Raw genomic sequence first — 20,130 nt, forward strand, 5'->3', positions numbered from 1 at the left:
CATGTTAACCTCTTTCTGTAAACTTAGATTAAATTATATTGTCGCAATACAATGTTATGCTTCAGTATGCAAGAGTATGCGAGGTTATGCGAGTATATTCATATGGAGGTGTGATCGTGATAAAAGAACTTCTTAAGAACGATATAAAGCGAGTTGTCTCCGATCTTGGAATTGATGAAGTACCAGATTTCAAGGTCGAAATACCGCCGGAGGAATTTGGAGATTATTCTACGAATGTTGCTTTTCTTCTGACAAAAAAACTCAGGAAAAGCCCGAAGATGATCGCCGAGGAACTTTCTGGACGTTTTTCAGAATTAGAGTATGTCTTGAAAGTCACTGTTGCCGGTCCGGGATTTATAAACTTTGTTTTGAACGATTCGATATACAGAAAGAGCCTTTTTCATATTGTAGATAATCCTCGATTCTGGGAAAAAGAAGGAGATACGCTTATTCAATTTGAATTTGGCAGTGCTAATCCCACGGGTCCGTACACCATTGGCCACGGAAGGCAGTTGATATTCGGTGATGTGCTTTGCAATGTTTTTCAGGCGAGAGGTTATCGCGTACACCGTGAGATGTATATAAATGATGCTGGACGGCAGATAAAGCTTCTGGGAAGATCTTTGTGGGTTAGATATAACGAGCTTTTTGGGAAGGAATACGAGCTTCCAGAGGATGGTTATCGCGGTGAATACCTGATCGATCTTGCCGAAGAATTGAAAATCAGTTATGGTGATAGGTTTGTAGATCGTTGGGACTCTGAGATCGAGGAGTTCTTTAAGAGTTATGCTGTTGGGAAGATAATGGAAGGAATGAAAGAATCCCTTGAACGCCTTGGGATGTCCTTTGATAATTATTTCAGTGAGAAGTCGCTCGTAGATGATGGAAGTGTTGAAGAGATACTCCGAAAGTTCGATGAAATGGGTTTGACATATAGAAAGGATGGAGCTCTCTGGTTCGCCGTTTCAAAGTTTGTCGATGATGACGATAAGGTTCTTGTACGTTCTGATGGAACATACACCTATTTTCTGACTGATATAGCCTATCACTACAACAAGTACAAAAGAGGTTATAGAAGGGCTTACGACATATGGGGCGCTGATCACATGGGACATATTCCACGAATGAGAGCAGCTATGAAAGCGTTGGGAATTGCCGATGATTTCCTTTATTTTATAATTCACCAATACGTCAATATAAAACGCGGCGGAGAAGTGATTAAGATGTCAACAAGGAAAGGGCAATTCTCCACTCTCGATGAGCTCGTCGAGTCCGTTGGTAAGGATGCCACGAGATACTTTTTCGCTATGTTTGACCCTGATACCCACATGCTTTTTGATATAGATCTTGCAAAGAAGAAAAACAACGAAAATCCTGTATTTTACGTTCAATATGCCCACGCCAGGATAGCAAGTATCTTTCGAACGGCTTCACAACGCGGGATGAAATTAGATACCAGGATTCCTGAAGTTCTTATGAATGAAGAAGAAAAGCGTTTAATAAAGCAACTCGGGAACTTCCCTGAGATACTGGATCAGATTACTGAGGATTATAAAACAAACCGGCTCACGAATTACCTTGAAAGCCTTGCGGGAGCTTTTCATGCTTTTTACAATAAACACGTTGTTGTGGATGCGGATTCGCCGGAGCTAAGTATGTTCAGGCTTACACTTTGTAAAGCTGTTAAGAATGTTCTTAGTGATGGGCTGAGCCTTATCGGGGTTTCGGCGCCTGAAAGTATGTAGGTGGCTTGTATGAAGCAATTTACAGTTGAGAAGCTGATTTCTGACGGATACAGTTTTGCCAGAGATGAAAATGGAAAGGTTGTGCTGTTAACAGAGGGGCTTCCGGGAGAGACCGTTGAAGCTGTTAAGCTGAAAGGAAAGGAAAGTGTAGAATTCTGGAAGACAGTCAGAGTGGTTCAGTCCTCACCGGATAGAAAAATTAAAGGATGCAAGGGTTTTCCCGACTGTGGGGGTTGCGACTGGGGAGGTCTTCAATATAGTAACCAGCTTCTCTGGAAAAAGAGAATAGTTCAGGAACAATTTCGAAGGGTCGGTAAATTCTATGAACTACCGGATTTTGAGATGATACCATCTAAAAAAACCAACCATTACAGGAACAGGATGGAATATGTGGCTTACCAGAAAGGTAAAAAGATCGGGTTTGGGATGTATAAAAGGTTTAGTAATGAAGTTGTGGATGTAGAGGATTGCGATCTGGGTTATGAGGGATTTGGGAAGGTTAGAAGGACGTTTGAGGAAATCCTTTCCAGATTTGGTGTAAAGCCTTACAATAGAGAATCAAAGAGAGGTTTTTTGAAGCATCTGGTTCTCAGGGGTAACCGTAATGGTGATATTGTTGCTTTGCTAATAACGAAAAGGGAATCTTTTCCCGAAATAGATAAAATAAGTCGGGAAGTCAAAGAGCAATTGCCTGAAGTTACTTCACTGGTACATGTATTTAATTCCCGTGATGATGTTGTGCTTCGTGGACCCTACCGTGTTATATATGGAGAAGGGATTATCACGGAAACCCTCGGGGATGCTGTGTTTCAGGTTCCACCGGTTTCTTTTTTTCAAGCGAATGTTTTTGTTATGGAGGAACTTTTGAAGTACGTTCAACAGGAATTAAATCCATCGCCATCGGAGACCTTTCTGGACCTTTATAGCGGAATAGGAACTTTCGCATTTTACTTTGCAAGGATGTTTAAGAAAGTCGTAGCAGTGGAGGGAATAAAAATCTCTTCCAGAGCCATGCTTTCAAATGCAAGGATAAATATGATAAGTAATCTTGAGGCTGTTAACATGGATACCAGAGATTTTCTTGAAAAGAATGAAGAAAAATTTGATAAAGTGATCCTCGATCCTCCAAGAGCTGGTATCGGTAAAGATATCGAACTGATTGGGAAAGCTTTACCAAAGAGAATTGTTTACATCTCCTGTAATCCAACTACTCTTGCCAGAGATTCCAGATACTTGAGCAACAAAGGCTTTTCTCTCAAGGCTCTGAGAGCGTTCGATATGTTTCCAGATACTCACCACGTTGAGGTTGTAGCAATCTTCAATCGAGTTTGATACTTGAAAGTATTTTTGACAGTGGCTCAAGGATTTTACCGTTGGTGAAGAGCATTTCATTTGTCTGGTGGACTTCTACGTCTTCACCATACCAGTTTGTTACCCTTCCACCGGCCTCTTTTACTATCAAGTAAGCGGCCGCAATATCCCAGATTTTCATTTTGTATCCTATAAAGGCTTCGGATACTCCCCAACCAACGTATGCTCCTTGAATGGCCGCGCTTCCAAGGAGTCTGACGCGTCTGACCTTTCGATGCAGGTGCTTTAAAAGTTCTGAGGCACCAAGTACGGAAGTGCCGAGCGTAACGAGAGATTCATTGAGGTTCATGGTGTTCGATACGTGTATTCTTTCCCCGTTTAGAAAAGCTCCTTTGCCTTCAAGTGCATGGAAAAGAGTGTTGTTGCGGGGTTCATAAATGAGGCCAAACTTTTCTTCTTTTCCGTAAAAGGCTAGAGAGATGCAAAAGATAGGGAATCGATGAATGAAATTGACGGTTCCATCTATTGGATCTATTATCCACTGGTTCTCCTGAAATGTGTTTTGCGAGGCTTCGCCTTCTTCTGCCAGTATTTTATCTTCAGGAAATTGTTTTTGGATCTCGTTTGTTAGCATTTTTTGAATGCTAAGGTCAAACTGAGTTACCAGATCGAATTGATCACTTTTATGAGCAATCTTTCTAACTTTTGTGAAGTTTTCGTTTAGTTCAATGCCGGCTTTTTCAATTATTTTAAGAGCTAATTCCAGACGATCCGTTTGAATCACCCCCAGAGATATTTTCGATGTTATTATAAAACCTCAACCTCATGCGAAAAAGCACTTCCTTCAAGAATTTGGTGAAATGTCAGTCACAGTATAGCTCTTTCAATTTACAAAAGCACTGTGATAAAATTAAAGTCGAAAAGTTGTATAGTATCTTAAGGGGGGGACACCAATGAGAAAAAAGTTCATGTTTCTTTTGGTTGTACTTTTTTCGTTAATTGGTTTTGCTTTTAATATTATCGAAGTAGAACCGATAGTGATTGTTTATAATGATTCCTTTGGTAAATTTGAATTAGCAGATGAAGATGTTGCCAAAACTATAGTTAGTTCAAACCCTTTAGTTTCATTTTATGAGGTTCAGGTTGATCGAGAGGAACTACCTTCTTTAAAGGAGAATTCAGAGTTCTACCGGCTTATATTCATTAAGTATACAGATGGTAGAGCTGTTCCCGTTATAATAGACTCTTCTGGAATGGTGATCAAGGATAAGGGAGCTCTTTTTCGGATTTATATAGCTTTATCAAAATGGGATATTTCTCCTGATACAGTTCAGAGGTATTATAACTTCGCTAAGAAAAACGCTGAATATCTTGAAAGCTTATTTCGAAGACCAGGTAGAAACAGAAAATGGCTTTATAATAAAGCAAAAGAATATGTTGAAAAAATATCCTTTGATAGAACTAAAGATTTCCTAGACAACGCTTACAGCTTCACAGGAGATTACCGGGAATTTATCGGGTACGAAACGGCTATTATACTTCTTGACAGAATTACAGAACTTAAGAATTCAATAGAACAGCGCTATCGTTTGTATCGTGAAGAGCGCGGGACGCTGCGTTCTTTTGAAAGTGTTCGGGAAATAATTAAGGCTGCCGCTGAAATCGATAGTTATTATAATGCTTTTAAAGGGATTTCAAAAACCAGCATAGAAGAAACACTGGCGAGAAAACACAGAGAATCAGTGGAAAAAAGGTTAGAAGAGTTTGATAATGTGGGCAAAGCCGAACTTCTAGAAATATTACTTGTTATTGACAAAGAAGCTTTTTTGGACACTCTCCGGTCTGATGAAGTGCTCAAAGGATTCCGTGAGCTTGAGTTCTTAAAAAATATCGAAAAAATCGTAACTGAAAGTAGTTCTACCGTATTCAGTGTTCTGCCAAAGTTCGTAACAGATCCTGCCGATGGAAATGTTGTCCCCGTTAGTTCAGGTATGTCCTATGTTAAATTAAGATGGGCTTATTTGTATCCATATGGAGAAAAGGGTACTTTTACAGTTCGTTATGGGGAAGAAGGAGATGCCAGGTTTGTTGAAAGGGTTTTTACATTTTCTTCCAATTCTATAAGCATACCGGTTGTTCCATTCAAAAATTATGTGTGGATGATAGCAATTACAGGCCAGGAATTCCAGAAACAACGTTTCTCAACGGTTTCAAAGGAGGTAACCGCACCTGCAGTTGAGGTAGACAGCGAAAGAAATCCGGTAAAGATTTTTATCAGCCCGGATCCACTTATTGAAGGTACTCGCATCACTTACGACTACTACGTTAAAAAAGCGGGACTCCCGTTTACCACCTCTGATATAAAACGAAGCGCTAAAAACGAGATAATGATCTATTTAGATGAGTATGAGCGATATGAATTAGGTGTAAAGATTTCTACTGTGGATGGGAAAGAGGTTACCGGTGATTGGGTAAAGAAAAGTGTATGGGTTGGCATCTCTCCCAGAATATCCAAATTGGATCACAACTTGTTCCGTTTCGAGTGGGCTAAGCCTTTTAGAAAAGATGTCACCAAGTATAGGTTGAAGATCAAAAAAGCCAATGGCGAACTTGAAACGTATTTAACAACAAAAGAGTTCTTTGAAATTTCTCTTGAGCCTGATACTGTGTATAAATGGACTGTTTCGTTGATACTTGATGATGGAAAAGAATTGAAATGTCTTGATAAAAATGGCCAGGAGATCTATTGGACTCTTAATACTCGCGTGAATTCCACACCCGAGGTTGATCTTAAATTCCGCAGAATCTGGGACGAGACACGTGGTGATTCGATATTCCTTTTGACTCTTACGGCAACTGATATCGATGATGATGAGATAACTCTTGGACTGGAATCCTCAGAAGATCCTGAATTCACCGTTATTACAGAACTTGCTTCTTCTACAAGTACCTATTCTGGTAGATTAGAACGTCATTTGCATCTAAAACCCGGCGAAAAGCGCTACCTGAGAGCTTATGCAGATGATGGAATAAGCCCGAGAACGTATTCGACGACCTTATTCCTGCAACGACATTCGTGGGTGGCTGTAGAACCTGCGCACAAAGCAATAGACGTTGGATTGAATCCTATGTTAAGATGGAAACTTGAAGATGTTCCCAATGCGAAGGGTTTTATACTCTGGATATCAGACCCGAATGCACCAGAAAGTGAACCATTCGAGGTTGAGGACAATTTCTATGTTCTATCGTCACTCAAACCCCATACTGAATACTCGTGGCATGTTACTTACAAGGCAGATGGAAGTACCAGCCCTTCCTGGCGCTTCGTAACGTTGAATAGAAACCCATCTGTATATAATCTAAAACCAGCGGACAAAGCTATCATTTCTCCTGCAGAAACCGAGTTATCCTGGGAAGTGAAGGATCTTGATGAAGATACGGTGACTCCGGTGGTTGAGATTGTAGATGCTGATTACAACCCTGTCTATAAAAAGGTTCTTGACCCTGACGCCACCAATATATCTCTTGATGGTATACCGTTGAAAGGTAATTGTCGTTATTATTGGCGTGTCAGTGTTACCGATGGATTTGGTGGCAAAGGGATTTCTGACTGGTTGGAATTTGTGGTTAAGAACACACCACCTCATCTTGAAATCATTTTGCCTGAAAAAGATTCCGTTGTAAACCCGGATGAGGTCGCTTTTGCGTGTGAAACAAAGGATGTTGACGATGGAAGGGTTGCTTTGAAACTCTATATTAATGGCAAGTATCTTATGACGGTGAATGCTACCTCTTTTGTTCTTTCTGATGCTTATGAGTTTATCGGTCACAGTAAATACGAATTGAAGGTTCTGGCCCAGGATAATCATGGTGGTATGGTCGAGAAGCGTGTGGTCTTCTATACGAGCAATAGAAATCCGGAAAAACCTGTGGTTGTTTATCCAGTTAATGGTGGTTCTCTTAGCTATGTCCAAGGTATAAAATGGTCCTGTGTGGACGAAGATGGTGATGTTCTCAGTTACAAAGTAATCGTGAAGGATGCAATCACTGAAAAGGCTTTGACTTTTGATACTACGATGACGCGTCTCGTTTTGAAGAAAGAGCTTCCTGGAAACAAAAATTATCAGCTCAAGATCATTGCAGAAGACGCTAATGGTGGTAAGGCTGAAAGTGATGAAGTAGTTTTCTACGCTCCCAATCATGAACCAGAAATCCCGGTGTTTGAGCTAGAGCCTCTGCCCTATCCTACCCTTGGGGCAAGTCTAACATGGAAAGCGATGGATTATGATCATGAACCGCTTTCCACTATTTTGATGTTTAAACTTAAGCAGGGTGAGTTTAGCAAGTTTGAGGATCTTGAACCGGAAGTCGCTCCAACAACCTCAAAACAGTATAAAGTTCTATTGCCCATTCGCGGATGGTACGATGTGATACTTTCTGTGAAAGACGAAAAAGCGGAAACGAAGAAAGTAGCGACTTTGTTCCTTGATAATAGAGCACCTACTATTGATGAGGTAGAAATTGTCACTTCACAGTTACCATTGCTAGAGGTGAACCCGAATGGTTATGAGACAGTTGTTACTGTTAAGGGATCCGACCTTGATGGCGATGATATAAACTTCAACATTAAGTTAAAAGATTCCTTTGGAAATGTACTTGACCCAGCGAGCATTGAGAGAAGTAAGGTAGAGCAGGAAGTAGTTGCAACTGCTACATTCTATGGATTGAGGGGACACACGAAATATGAAGTGGCCATAGATATTGTTGATGTTCCTTACGCAGCATTTAAGCCAAAAAGCGATAGTTACGTTGAGCGTTTTGAAACTCCAAATACTCCACCGAATCTTACGGTAATAGGGCCTGAAGATCGTATTGTGGATTATAAAAACGTCAGGTTTGAGTGGACTGGTTCTGATTTTGAAGGGGATGTTCTCACTTATGAACTTCATTACAGATTGGTTAGTGAAGAAGCTACCGAAACTATTTCTACTGACAGAGGATTTGTAGAAATACCTTCTCTTAAACCTCATGCGAAATATGTATGGCAGGTGGTTGCATGGGATGGACATCGGGGTTCTTCACGAACGGAACGGAGAACTTTCTGGACGAAAAACTACGCCCCTGTTGTTGAAATTGAAAAGCCGACATACTATGTAGACGAGATTTATCCGAAGATAAGCTGGACAGCGATAGATCCGGATGGGGACTCCCTTACCTTTGAAGTTAAGGTGTTCGATAGCGAAGGGATGTTGATTTTCCAGGCTACCACCGATGCAACTTTTGTACAGTTAACAAAAAACAACACAAAGTTTGAGATGATGGGTAACAGAGAATATACAATTGAGATTACAGCAAGAGAAGGAAAAGAGGTGCCATCGCACGTGACAGAACCGATAACGAAGGTTTTAACCTTTGTTACTCCGAATAGAAAGCCTTTGGTTTCAATTAAGGAGATTCAGGATGAATATGGGAGCCGTGTGTTAGATCTTACCCGGGTTCCCAAGAGCGGGCTCGGATTCTTCTGGGAAGCTACTGATCCTGATGATGATCCTCTAGTATATAATGTTGTTCTCAAGGAGATTAAAGGTGCAGATACCACAACGGTACTTGAAGTAGGTTCATACATGAAGAATTATTACCAACTTCCAGAGGATGTGAAGCTTAATGGTCATAGCACCTATGTTTTGATTGTCGAAGCTGCGGACAAATATGGAGGCAGAACATCTGATTCTTTGAGGTTCGTTACTGTGAATATAGCGCCAAAGATAGTGAAAATATTGTCACCTAAAAATGATCAAGAAGTCGAGGCAGAAAATGTTGTCTTTTCCTGGCTTGCCTATGACGATGATGATGACATTCTCACTTACTATCTTTATCTTAAGAAAAAAGGAGAAGATTACCCGACTGAGCCAATCATTGTCAAAAAGAATACCAGCATAGAGCTTGAAAAAAACCTTGCTGGCCATACCAAATATAAGTGGAAACTGGTGGCTTTCGATGGAAGGGTATACAGTGATGTAGTAGAAGCAGAATTTACAACAGCGAACCATCCGCCGGTTTTCGAGGGAACAGAGAATATTTTCCCGAAAAACAATCAAGAAAACGTTCCGTTATCGGTGATGTTGAGCTGGGAATTCAGCGATGTTGATGGAGATCCTCTGGTTTATGAGGTGAGGGTTAACTTTGGAAAGGCCACATATTCTGCAACAACATCAAACAATTATCTGTTGCTAACAGAACTTCCAGGTAATAGTACCATTAATTGGAAGGTTATCGCGAAAGATCCTTATGGTGGTTTGACCGAAATGGATCAAATGTCATTTGTCACGAGAAATCATGATCCTGTGGCGAAGTTGTTGCTCGAACCGAACGCCGTTGTGGATCCAGAAAAAGCGATTATTTATTGGAAGGCTTTTGATATGGATGGAGATTCTCTTAAGAGTATAGTAGAAATCAAAGAAATTAACACAACGGAGAAACCATTTACAGCTGTTTATAGAACAACGGATACTAAATGGAGAGTTGAAGGACTTAAAGGCAATAGAAAGTACAGGATAATCTTGAAAGTCATGGAGGCATTCAAAAAAGGTTATGATACTGATGAGGTCGTTATAACAACCGCAAATAGACCTCCGTTAAAGCCAAATGCATTGGTACCCGCGAATGGTGAAATTGTTCCCGCTGATTCTTTTGAGTTCAGCTGGAAAGGGGAAGATCCGGATGGCGATTCATTGGTGTATAGCCTCGTAATTGAAAATATCTTGGTGGATCAGTTCCTGAAGGTGGAAAAGCTGATTTCTAATAAAGTAGAGATGAAACCCTTGATGCCTTATTCAATATATAGGTGGAAAGTTGTTGCTGAGGATTTCCATGGAGGGAATACCGAAAGCGATTACTGGTACTTTATGACAGGGCCTGGAGAACGTTTGGATGACGGGATACGATTTACTGCTTTCATGATATATCGTATCTTTGGCGAGGAAGTTGTGGTAGCCGGAACAGTAGATGGAAAGATCATGGTATTCAAAGATAAAGAACCAATCGGTGAGTTAGAAATCTCAAGCGAATCCGTTTCAAAGATTTATGCTGATGATCTTGGAATCATTCACTGCGAAGATGTTTCTGGAAACAAGTACAAAATAATTCTTACATCAGAGTCGGGTGAAGCTGAAGATAGTTGCCGATTGAAGATCGAGTATTTTGAAGAGAACAGGAATATGTTCAAGTATTCACATCACTAAGATGTTTAAGCCCGTTACCCCAGGAGGTGTCATGCTTGTTCAGAACCCTTGATGAAGTGATTGAAAAAGCCAGAAGTGTTAAAGGCAAGAAAGCCGTTCTTGTTGGAGCTGAGGATAGAGAAGGGTTGATTGCCCTTAAAACCGCGGCTGGAGAGGGTGTTGTAGAGCCAATTCTTGTTGGGGATAAAAATAAAGTTGACGTGCTTCTTGATGAATTCGGGCTTCAGTGCGAAGTTGTTGATGCCAAAACGCCGGATGAAGCTGCTGAAAAAGGGGTAAAGTTGGTTCGCAATGGTAAAGCTGATATCCTTATGAAGGGACTTGTAAAGACAGCCATATTGCTCAAAGCAGTTCTCAACAAGGAGTGGGGGTTGAGAAGTGGGAGTTTATTGAGTCATATCGCCGTTCTTGATGTTCCCGCGCTCGATAGGCTTGTTTACGTTTCTGATGGGGGTATGGTAATTCGGCCGGACCTTTCTCAAAAGAAGGCTATTATCGAAAACGCTGTCAAATTCCTTCACAGTTTGGGTTACGAAAGGCCCAGAGTAGCTTTGTTAGCAGCTGTTGAAGTGGTTAATCCTGACATGCCTGAAACCCTTGAAGCTGCTGTGATCGCTAAAATGGCTGAACGCGGCCAGCTTCCTGCGTGTGAGGTAGATGGGCCCCTAGGACTGGACAATGCCCTGAACATGACCGCAGCGAAGATAAAGAAAGTTAAAGGAAATGTTGCAGGACTAGCTGAACTGTTGATAGTACCTGATATACACTCAGGTAATTTTCTCGGAAAATCGGCGGTGTATCTCGCCGGTGGAACAATTGCCGGTTTGGTTCTTGGTGCTACTGCGCCTGTTGTGATTGTCTCAAGGGCAGACAACGCGAAGTCAAAACTTGCATCTCTGGCGCTTGCTGTTCTTAGTGTGGCAGGTGATATGAAATGATTGTAAAATTCGACGATAAAACTTACCAGTTCGATAAACGCATGACGGTGAGGAGGCTTTTGGAGGAACTTAGACTGAATCCCGAAGCCCATATTGTGATCGTAGATGGCCAGATCAAAACGCCAGATATCGTAATCAGCGAAACTTCCGAAGTGAGGATCGTTAGAGCTGTTTCTGGAGGCTAATACTTAATCACGTTATCGTAAAACCACGTCAAATAGCTGCTAAAAATAGTCTTAACGAACCAATGCCAAAGTATATCTCCATCATAGATGGAAATATTAAGTTTTGGTACGTTATTGTGTGTATAATATTGGCATGCTAGTAGTTGCCAATTAGTAAGTCGCTCGGAGTTGTGTGATGTAGACAATTTGATATTGCTGTAATCTATACTAAAAATCTATACTAAAATGATAAAGTAATTGAAATTTAAAGACTCAAAAAAGGAGGGACTAAAATAGAATATCTTCCTTACGGAACGCTTCTTAAAAAAAGATACCGCATAGTTTTTTTTCTCGGACGCGGTGGGTTTGGTATAACGTATCTTTGTGTTGACAATGCTAAAAGCAAAAATACAGCCGTTAAGGAGTTCTTTCCAAAGGGTGCCAGGCGCGAAGGACTAAACGTCTTGCCACCGGAGGGTATAGAACCTGAGCAATACTATGAAAAAGTCAAGCGCTTTCTTGTTGAAGCTGAAATACTGGAGAAGGTTAATGATCACAGAGTGGTGAGACTTCTTGACTCTTTTGAAGAAAATAACACCGCGTATTATGTTATGGAGTATGTTGAAGGACCAACATTACAACAATTTATAAGAGACCGGGGGCCTCTTGGGACCAAAGAGGCTCTTGACCTCATAAGAGAAATAGCATTGGGATTGAAAGCTATTCATGAGTATGGGTTTGTACATGGTGACTTGAAGCCCTCTAATATCCTTTTGAAAAGCGGAATGTTTGTCAGAATAGCAGATTTTGGAGCTTCCGGGATAAAAGACAGCTTTTTCAGATTAGGAGAACATAATGTGGTTTCCTTGAATTATTCTGCTCCTGAACTTTTTACCAGCCAGGCAGTTCCAAACGTTCAGACTGATATATACTCCCTGGGCGGTGTCCTCTATTTCCTGGTTACCGGAGAAAGTCCGGTGCCCGCTACCCAAAGAGCTAAAGGGAAAGAACTAATGATTCCTGATGTTGGAAGGAAAATAAAGAAGCTTATCCTTAAGGCGATGGCATTAAGCCCCGAAAAAAGATTTTACAGCGTGGACAGTTTCTTAAAAGCATTGGACTCCTTCTTTTTTTGAATCAAGCCTTCACGATGAGTTTCCACAGCTTTTTAAGACCTTCGCAAACCTCTGGATATTCTATATTTTCCAGAAGTGTTTTGAAGTCTTTTTCAGAGGTGTTCAGAGCTTCTTCGGGAGACATGAATCGCAGAATTGACGGACGATTAAGCTTTTCATCTTTGCCCGGTGTTTTTCCAAGAATTTCTATAGGTTGAAGCTTGTCTTTGATATCGTCAAGGACCTGAAAGATGTGCCCGAAGCGTAATCCTGTTTCTTTCATCTTCTTTGCTTCTTCCATTCGGTCGGCGCAGATGAATGGTGATGAGAAACAAAAGCCAAAAAGCTCGGCTGTTTTCAATCTATGAATCCTGTTAACATCTTTCGTGTTTGAAGATGGTTCGTACGTTACGTCGAGATATTCACCTTCAATAATTGATAACGCTGTACGAATCCATTCATTTATCAGAAGGAATTTTAAGTGTTCGTTTATTGTCAGTTCCTGAAGCACTTTTACAGGGTACAGCATTAGAAAGTCCCCGGCAAGAATGGCACTGGCTTCATCGAAAGCCTTATGAAGTGAGGGCTTTCCCCTTCTGAAATCGTCGTTGTCTATCGCTGGAAGGTCATCGTGTATGAGACTGCCACTATGAAAGAGTTCGACAGCTACTCCGAGCTTCATATAAAGTTCTGAAGGCAAACCGATAGCTTGCGAGAAGAGAGCTATTAAATAGGGTCTTAACCTTTTGCCCCCTGTTAATGGGGTGTAGTTGATTATACTGGAAAAAGATGAACATACCATCAGTCTTTCGAGATGATCTCGAAGAAACTTATCGAATTCTTTTCTAAAATCATTTATCTTCAGCGTCTTCGTCTTCATCGTTTTCCTGCTGCCTTCTTTCAAAATATTCTCTTAAATCTTCAATATCGAACCGTTTTACGAATTCTTTAAACTCCTGATCTTCGTCTTTATCAGTTTTTTCATCTTCTCCACTTTCGTAAGCACCCTGAAGTTTGCTGAGGTCGATAGCACTTTCGGTGAATACCGATTCTTCAACAAAGACCGGAAACCCACACTTCGCAGCAAGAACAAGACAATCGGAGGGTCTCGCATCTAGAGATTTCGTGTTTCCTGTTGAATCGGTTACATAAAGCGAAGCATAGTAAACATTGTCTCTAACGGAATGTATAACTGCTTTCTCAAACTTTCCGCCAAGAGATTTTATCGATTCGATGAAAAGATCGTAGGTCAAGGGTCTTTGGAAGCTTTCACCGCTTACAGCAAGCGCCAGCGACTCTGCTTCAAAGGGACCAATCCAGATCGCAAATCCCATATTAGATTCATCTACTTCTAAAATAACAACAGGAGAGCTTGATTGATCCAAAGCCAAACCTCTAATTCTAATTTGAAGCATATTCTTCACCCCGATTTCGCATTTGCACGATTGCTTCTGAAATCATTTTCCTGATTTCTTCCCTCAATTCATCTTCTGTATTGAATTTACCCGGATATACAGGTTTCAGGATTCTAATTTTCACGATAGCCGGATGTATTAAAAGTTCTCCTTTTTTCATTATGTCTTTGGTTCCATCAATAGCAACGGGAAGTATTGGAATGTTAAGTTTGTGAGGTATCGAAAGGGACCCTTTCTTGAATTTCTTAATACTACCGTCCAGACTTCTGGTGCCTTCCGGGAACAACATGATTGTACCACCGTTGCGCAGTATATTGAAAATCCTCTTTATTGCTGCCGCTGTTTGAATTTTATTTCCTCGATCAATGAAGACACCATCTAATCTCTTCACAAACCACGAGAAGCCTGGTATCTTTGAGACTTCTATTTTTGCTATAAACGATATTCTACCTTTAACATATCCAACTATTAATGGAATATCGAAAGCGCTTTGATGGTTTGATACTATGACCAGAGGTCCTTTTGGAGGAATGTTTTCGGCACCTTCCACGCTCACTTTTGAACCTATGACGAAAAACGCCACCCTACCAAACCTTCCAACCTCTTGCGCAACATAGTCTTTTGCTGCTTCAATGCCTCGAAACTTTTCAATGAACCAGCTGATGAGAAGAACGAAAGCACCATATACCAACACATAACCTGTAACGGCTATCGCTACCCAGATTGTCAGAAAAAAATCACGAATTTGTTTTATCCATTCCCGGCTTTTCAATTTCTATCACCTTTCCTTGCCTTAGTTTATAAATTTCTACCATCTTCATTGTTTCATCCAATAATGGAGCTAAATCGAGTTTCGACTCTTCGATTTCAACGTCAACGATTCTTGCTTTTGTGGCTGGTTGTTGTGGAACGAAAACGGTGCAGCAGTCTTCGTATGGTTGTATCGAGATTTCAAAAGTCTCGATTTTTTTCGCAATCTGTATTGTTTCGATCTTATCGAATCCTGTTAAAGGCCTTAAAACAAGTATATCAGTTGCGCTTCCGATAGTGTGAAGATTTTCTATTGTTTGGCTGGCTACCTGTCCAAGATTCTCACCCGTAACTATCGCTTTGTAACCATGTTCTTTTGCTATTTTTGTGGCAATCCTCATCATAGCGCGTCGTTGTATAACGAGACTAAGGCTTTCTCGGACGTTGCGGTGAATAGCCAGCTGTAATTTTGTAAAATGGACCCGGTACAGCAACATGTCCCTACCGCCATTGTATTTTGTCAACGCTTTTGCGAGATCAAGGACTTTTTCAAAGGCTTTTTCACCGGTGTAAGGTGGACTTGCGAAATGAATGGCGTGAAGGGTGATCCCTCTCTTTAGGGCATACCATCCAGCAACGGGACTGTCAATACCTCCCGAAAGCAGCAGTAATGCTGATCCGCTGACTCCGACAGGAAGACCACCGGGACCAGGAATCTTGTCCCCAAAAACAAGAACTCCTTCGTTTCTAACTTCAACACCTATTTTGAAATCCGGAGTATGGACATCTACCTTCAATTCCGGAAAAGCATCCAGTATCTTTTCACCGAGATACGCATTCAACTCCTGGCTTGTCATCGGGAAACGTTTATTGGCACGGCGGGTCTCTACTTTGAAGGTCCTTTTTCCAGTGTTTACCTCCATGGAAACAAGCTCTCTGGCAACTTTTTCGATTTCAGAGATTTCAAAGTTGGTTTGAACACCAAGACTGTAATTTTGAACACCAAATGTCCTGGAAACAATTTCCATAGCTTCAGATATGAATTCCTCAGGAATATCGATCAGGAATCTTTTCTTCTTGTTATAAACTTTTGCACCGGGAATCTGGGATTTTAAGTTTCTGATGAGCGCTTTTTCGAAATAGCTTCTGTTTTTGCCTTTTAATCCTATTTCACCGTATCGTATGATGATGATTTTTTTCATTTCTTAGGCCTCCTGGATAGTACAATGATATAATTATTTTAACTCAACTTACGAAGTAGGGGGGATGAAAATGAAAAAGATTCTTTTAATGGGAATACTTTTGATGGGATTGATGGTAGTAGCAGCAAGTTTCGATGAATTGTGGGAGAGGTTTGTCGAGATCAGATCGTATCAGGATACTGAAGCTATGAAAACGTTTATAGAAGAGTTAGAAAACGATCCACAGACTTTTGAAGATGTCAGGATCCTTGCACTGTATGCTGATTGTCTCAGAGAATATGCGAACTGGATAGAAGGGGATGCGAAAAAAGAATACTATGAAAAAGCCAGAAAGTATGCAGAAGAAGCTATCGAAATGGATCCAAATTATGGATATTCTTATTATGTTGCAGGTGCCGCAATAGGTCAACTTGCTCAATATGAAGGCATAGTTAAATCTCTTTTTATGCTCGGTGATTTTGATAAATACATTAAAAAGGCTATGGAATTAATGCCTGATAACCCGTTCCCGATTATAGCGATGGCAATGAGATATCGAGATACACCATGGCCTTTCAAAGATTTCGAGAAATCTGAAGAGCTTTTCATGAAAGCCATTAGACTCGATCCGAAATATGTGAACGCATATCTTGAACTTGCCATCCTTTATGATAAGTGGAAGAAATACGATAATGCAGCCAGATATTACAGGAAAGTAGTAACAATGCCCCTGCATCCGAATTTCATAAAGGCTGGAGAAAAATCTAAAGAGGAAGCAAAAGAATGGCTTGAGGAGCACGGTTACGGGTGGTAAGATGGTCTACAGAATAGTTTTTTCTATTCTTCCAATTCTGTTTATGCCCAAAATAGGCTATTCTCTTGGTTATAGTGTTTTTTTGGCGGGGTTATTGTTCTTTGGGACAGTTATTTCAAAGGATGTTGAATGGATCCCTCAGCTTCAGGGGATTACCCTGGTTTTGCTTTATGCTTTACTCTTGTTGGGATATGCCAAAGGTGCTTCGCCTTCAGATTATTATATGGTGTTGCCGTTAATAAGCATTGGTTATTTGTTTTCAGGTTTTGAAGGATTGCTATTGAGCAAAAAAACGGCAGCGATATTATTTTCTGCTCTGTTCTGGAGCGCTGTTGCTATCGGGCTTTCGTTTATAGCCTATAAGAAACTTGGAAGCCCTGGAATCGTAATGGCGGTAGTTTTATTCTTTTTTATCGCTATGCAAGATATCAAAAAGATACTCAAGAAAGGAGAAGACAGTCCAATTTGAAGTTAGTGTTTGTGTTATCAAAAACAAACAGATACAGTATTGCTGCGTTGTTTGGAGCCATTGAAGACCTTGAAGTTGATGTCGAAGTAATCGGTGAATCTGAGTTTATAAATGCTAATTACATTGGGAGCGATGATGCTATCATCGCTCTATCTTTTATGTCTCCAGAGGCAAAAAAGAATGAGAAGTTAATACGAAAGTTAAGTTCCGCTGGAAACAGGGTGATCGTTGGAGGTCCGCATGCTTCAGCAAAACCTGAGGAAATTCTGGGGATGGGAGCATATGCCGTTTTTGTCGGTGAAGGAGAAAGGACTTTAAGGAAGTTCCTTTTGAATCCTACTCCTGGTATTTGGTATGGTGAAAAGTTACAGCAACTCGACACATTTCCGCCGTTTTCATTGAAACATGAGTTCTTTTCACCAATGGAAATCTCCAGAGGTTGTCCTTTTGGTTGTAACTACTGTCAGACACCTAGAATTTTCGGAAGACGTGTTCGGCACAGGAGTGTGGAAAATATCCTTCATTTTGCAAGAGAAAGTGTTGAGCGTGGAAGAAAAGTGGCACGTTTTATAACTCCGAATGCTTTTGGATATGGTTCTAAAAATGGGGTTACTCCCAATACGAAAGTTATTTACGAACTCCTATCCGGGATGAGAAAGATCGGTATGCGCGAGGTTTATTTTGGTTCTTTTCCATCAGATGTGAGGCCGGAATCCGTAAGCGATGATGTTCTTGCTATTGTTCAGGAGTTTTGTGATAATAAGGTTATTGTTGTCGGCTTGCAGAGCGGCAGTGATCGGATCTTGAAACAGCTGAACCGCGGTCATGACGTTCAAACGGCTATTAACACTATCAGGAAAATTTCAAGATACGGGTTCACACCTTATGTGGACATGATCTTTGGATTTCCCTTTGAAGAGGACAGTGATATCGAAAAATCCTTTGAAGTAGCGTATTACCTTTACGAAAAATACGGTGCGGTAATCCACGGCCATACTTTTATGCCGCTTCCAGGTACACCCTTTGAGAACTTAAAATCAAAACTCAGTTCCAAAACTTTGAGGGAACTTGGAAGACTTTCCGCAAAAGGTATAATGAAGGGACAATGGCAGAATCAAATAACGATTTCCCAGGAAATTTCGCACAGTGAACCAAAAGGAGAGTGAGTGATCAATGGGAAAAACGACAAAGATAACAATAGGAAGTGTTCAATTCAATCCTCTACAAAAAAACGGCGGCGAGAATCTGGAAAGAGCTGTAAACTATATAGAACTTCTTGTAGAAAAAGGAGTAGATTTAGTGCTCTTGCCGGAGATGTTCAATACGGGTTATGGAACAGACGATGAGACCCTGCAACTTGCAACCGAACTGTACGAAGAAACGCTGGAAACTCTATCGGCTATTGCCGATTACAATGATGTCGCTATTATAGGAGGAATGATTCGTAAAAAGACCGATAGATATTTCAATTCAACGGTGATTGTGCTTCCATATCGTGAACCGGTTTTTTACGACAAAACGCACCTTTTCCGAGATGAAAAGGGGGTATTTTCACCGGGAGAAAAATTTGTGACTTTTGTGTATCTCGATGTTACTTTTGGAGTAGTCATGTGTTATGAAATTGGATTTCCCGAGATCTCAAGAATTCTCTGCAAACAAAGTGGTGCACAAGTTTTGCTGGCTCCTTTTGCTTTTGGAGCGGAAAGGCACAGAATATACGACGTTGCGACGAGATCAAGAGCGATGGAGAACGGAGCATTTTTGGTTACTTCCAGCCAAAACGGAAATTCAGGGAAAATGAATTTTATTGGAAAAAGCCGTATTGTTTCTCCTTCAGGCGAAATAATAACAGAAGCCGGCAATGCTGAAGGCATCATCTTAGGAAAACTTGATTTGGGACTGGTGGAAAAGTATAGGTACAGGGAGGTTGATGATTCCCACGCTTATTATGCCAACTTTAGAAATGACCTCTACAAGTGATTTGGGTATTGACAGTTAGGAATTTATGAGATACAATAGCATTCGGAAACTGCGGAAGGGCCGTTAGCTCAACAGGCAGAGCGGCTGATTCTTAATCAGTAGGCTGCAGGTTCGATTCCTGCACGGCCCACCAGAGTAAAAGTAAGAGGAGCTGTGCTCCCACCCCCGCCAGAAAAGCCAAGGGGTCAATACTCGGTTTCAGTACCAGGCGGGTGTTTTGCCGCCTGTTTTTTTTGAGAGGTGATGGATATCGGTAGCAAAAAGGGTTCTTCATATGCCCCGAGAAACAGTGAGATAAGAGTTGCAAAGGTCAGGGTAATCGATGAAAATGGTCAACAACTAGGAATAATGCCAACTCCACAGGCACTCGACGTTGCGAGAGAAAAAGGCTTGGATCTTGTTCTGGTATCGCCAAATGCGAATCCGCCTGTAGCCAGAATAATGGATTATGGGAAGTACAAGTACGAAAAGGAAAAGCGTGCCAAGGAAGCAAAGAAAAAAGCAAAGCAGGTTCAGCTCAAGCAGATGAAATTCCGTTTGCGTATTGAAGACCATGATTTTCACACAAAGGTTAACAGAATAAGGCAATTTCTCTCCAAGGGTAACAAAGTGCGAGTGGTGATTATGTTCAGGGGAAGAGAAATGGCTTTCACAGATCAAGGTAAACAGCTTCTTGATAGAGTAGCTGAAGAACTCAAGGAGATAGCAGAGATCGATAAAAGTGCGAAGCTTGAAGGAAGAGATATGTGGATGATTTTAAGACCAAAATCACCTCAAGGAGGTAAGTCTGATGGCTAAGACGAAAATGAAGACACACAAGGCAACTGCTAAACGTTTTAAGATAACCGGTAGCGGCAAGGTAATGCGCCAGCACTCCGGGAAAAACCATAATACTGGAAAAAAGAAAGAAAACAACAGAAGAGAAGTTAAAAAGTGGGAACAGGTGAAAAACAGCCCGTTAGCAAAGAGAATAAAAAACAACATAGCAAGATAAGATCAAAAACGAT

Annotated in this window: 17 protein-coding genes and 1 tRNA gene; 13 read left to right on the forward strand and 5 right to left on the reverse strand. The window is 40.9% G+C overall.

Going from position 1 to position 20,130, the window contains the following annotated elements:
• Positions 1-116 precede the first annotated feature (116 nt).
• Positions 117-1,745 carry an arginine--tRNA ligase gene (argS, locus tag KOLE_RS07210; RefSeq protein ID WP_015868773.1) on the forward strand — a complete coding sequence of 543 codons (1,629 nt, stop codon included), beginning with the start codon at positions 117-119 and terminating at the stop codon, positions 1,743-1,745.
• 9 nt (positions 1,746-1,754) lie between these two features.
• Positions 1,755-3,077, forward strand: coding sequence for a 23S rRNA (uracil(1939)-C(5))-methyltransferase RlmD (rlmD, locus tag KOLE_RS07215; protein WP_015868774.1), 1,323 nt, complete (start codon positions 1,755-1,757; stop codon positions 3,075-3,077).
• Here rlmD and KOLE_RS07220 read toward each other — a convergent pair.
• Positions 3,064-3,840, reverse strand: coding sequence for an inositol monophosphatase family protein (locus KOLE_RS07220; protein WP_015868775.1), 777 nt, complete (start codon positions 3,838-3,840; stop codon positions 3,064-3,066). The genes rlmD and KOLE_RS07220 overlap by 14 nt on opposite strands.
• Before the next feature lie 169 nt (positions 3,841-4,009).
• Here KOLE_RS07220 and KOLE_RS07225 point away from each other — a divergent pair, with 169 nt between their 5' ends.
• From KOLE_RS07225 to KOLE_RS07240, 4 genes are all read left to right on the forward strand, one after another.
• Complete coding sequence (locus KOLE_RS07225) at positions 4,010-10,297, forward strand: fibronectin type III domain-containing protein (RefSeq protein ID WP_015868776.1); 6,288 nt, start codon at positions 4,010-4,012, stop codon at positions 10,295-10,297.
• Between the two features lie 35 nt (positions 10,298-10,332).
• Positions 10,333-11,235 carry a bifunctional enoyl-CoA hydratase/phosphate acetyltransferase gene (locus tag KOLE_RS07230; protein ID WP_015868777.1) on the forward strand — a complete coding sequence of 301 codons (903 nt, stop codon included), beginning with the start codon at positions 10,333-10,335 and terminating at the stop codon, positions 11,233-11,235.
• Complete coding sequence (locus tag KOLE_RS07235; RefSeq protein WP_015868778.1) at positions 11,232-11,420, forward strand: MoaD/ThiS family protein; 189 nt, start codon at positions 11,232-11,234, stop codon at positions 11,418-11,420. The genes KOLE_RS07230 and KOLE_RS07235 overlap by 4 nt, the downstream gene beginning before the upstream one ends.
• 317 nt (positions 11,421-11,737) lie before the next feature.
• Complete coding sequence (locus KOLE_RS07240; protein ID WP_255358898.1) at positions 11,738-12,535, forward strand: serine/threonine protein kinase; 798 nt, start codon at positions 11,738-11,740, stop codon at positions 12,533-12,535.
• Position 12,536: 1 nt separating this feature from the next.
• On the opposite strand, the gene KOLE_RS07245 is transcribed toward KOLE_RS07240, so the two are convergent.
• Genes KOLE_RS07245 through thiI form a run of 4 tightly spaced genes read right to left on the reverse strand, consistent with a single transcriptional unit; the run spans position 12,537 to position 15,881 of the window.
• Positions 12,537-13,394, reverse strand: a complete 858-nt coding sequence (locus KOLE_RS07245; RefSeq protein WP_015868780.1) for a polyprenyl synthetase family protein — start codon at positions 13,392-13,394, stop codon at positions 12,537-12,539.
• Positions 13,366-13,899 (reverse strand): bifunctional nuclease family protein, encoded by a 534-nt coding sequence (locus KOLE_RS07250; protein WP_015868781.1) that lies wholly within the window; start codon positions 13,897-13,899, stop codon positions 13,366-13,368. The genes KOLE_RS07245 and KOLE_RS07250 overlap by 29 nt, the downstream gene beginning before the upstream one ends.
• Positions 13,900-13,915: 16 nt before the next feature.
• The gene (locus KOLE_RS07255) at positions 13,916-14,701 is read right to left on the reverse strand and encodes a lysophospholipid acyltransferase family protein (RefSeq protein WP_015868782.1); all 786 of its coding nucleotides are present in this window, start codon (positions 14,699-14,701) and stop codon (positions 13,916-13,918) included.
• Positions 14,667-15,881, reverse strand: a complete 1,215-nt coding sequence (gene thiI, locus KOLE_RS07260) for a tRNA uracil 4-sulfurtransferase ThiI (protein WP_015868783.1) — start codon at positions 15,879-15,881, stop codon at positions 14,667-14,669. Before thiI ends, KOLE_RS07255 begins: the two co-directional genes overlap by 35 nt.
• 70 nt (positions 15,882-15,951) lie before the next feature.
• On the opposite strand from thiI, the gene KOLE_RS07265 reads away from it, so the two are divergent.
• The 7 genes from KOLE_RS07265 (at position 15,952) to rpmI (ending at position 20,117) form a co-directional block, all read left to right on the forward strand.
• Positions 15,952-16,674 carry a tetratricopeptide repeat protein gene (locus tag KOLE_RS07265; RefSeq protein ID WP_015868784.1) on the forward strand — a complete coding sequence of 241 codons (723 nt, stop codon included), beginning with the start codon at positions 15,952-15,954 and terminating at the stop codon, positions 16,672-16,674.
• Between the two features lies 1 nt (position 16,675).
• Positions 16,676-17,143, forward strand: a complete 468-nt coding sequence (locus KOLE_RS07270; protein ID WP_015868785.1) for a hypothetical protein — start codon at positions 16,676-16,678, stop codon at positions 17,141-17,143.
• A gap of 5 nt (positions 17,144-17,148) precedes the next feature.
• The gene (locus KOLE_RS07275; protein WP_235599759.1) at positions 17,149-18,309 is read left to right on the forward strand and encodes a TIGR04013 family B12-binding domain/radical SAM domain-containing protein; all 1,161 of its coding nucleotides are present in this window, start codon (positions 17,149-17,151) and stop codon (positions 18,307-18,309) included.
• A 7-nt stretch (positions 18,310-18,316) separates the two neighbouring features.
• A complete protein-coding gene (locus KOLE_RS07280; RefSeq protein WP_015868787.1) occupies positions 18,317-19,123 on the forward strand; it encodes a carbon-nitrogen hydrolase family protein in 807 nt (268 codons plus the stop codon).
• A 57-nt stretch (positions 19,124-19,180) separates the two neighbouring features.
• Positions 19,181-19,256 (forward strand) — tRNA-Lys (locus KOLE_RS07285).
• Between the two features lie 110 nt (positions 19,257-19,366).
• On the forward strand, positions 19,367-19,921 hold the full coding sequence (infC, locus tag KOLE_RS07290; protein ID WP_015868788.1) for a translation initiation factor IF-3: 555 nt from the start codon (positions 19,367-19,369) through the stop codon (positions 19,919-19,921).
• The gene (rpmI, locus tag KOLE_RS07295) at positions 19,914-20,117 is read left to right on the forward strand and encodes a 50S ribosomal protein L35 (RefSeq protein WP_015868789.1); all 204 of its coding nucleotides are present in this window, start codon (positions 19,914-19,916) and stop codon (positions 20,115-20,117) included. The genes infC and rpmI overlap by 8 nt, the downstream gene beginning before the upstream one ends.
• Positions 20,118-20,130 lie beyond the last annotated feature (13 nt).

Source organism: Kosmotoga olearia TBF 19.5.1, assembly GCF_000023325.1.
In the GTDB taxonomy this organism is placed as follows: Bacteria; Thermotogota; Thermotogae; order Petrotogales; family Kosmotogaceae; genus Kosmotoga; species Kosmotoga olearia.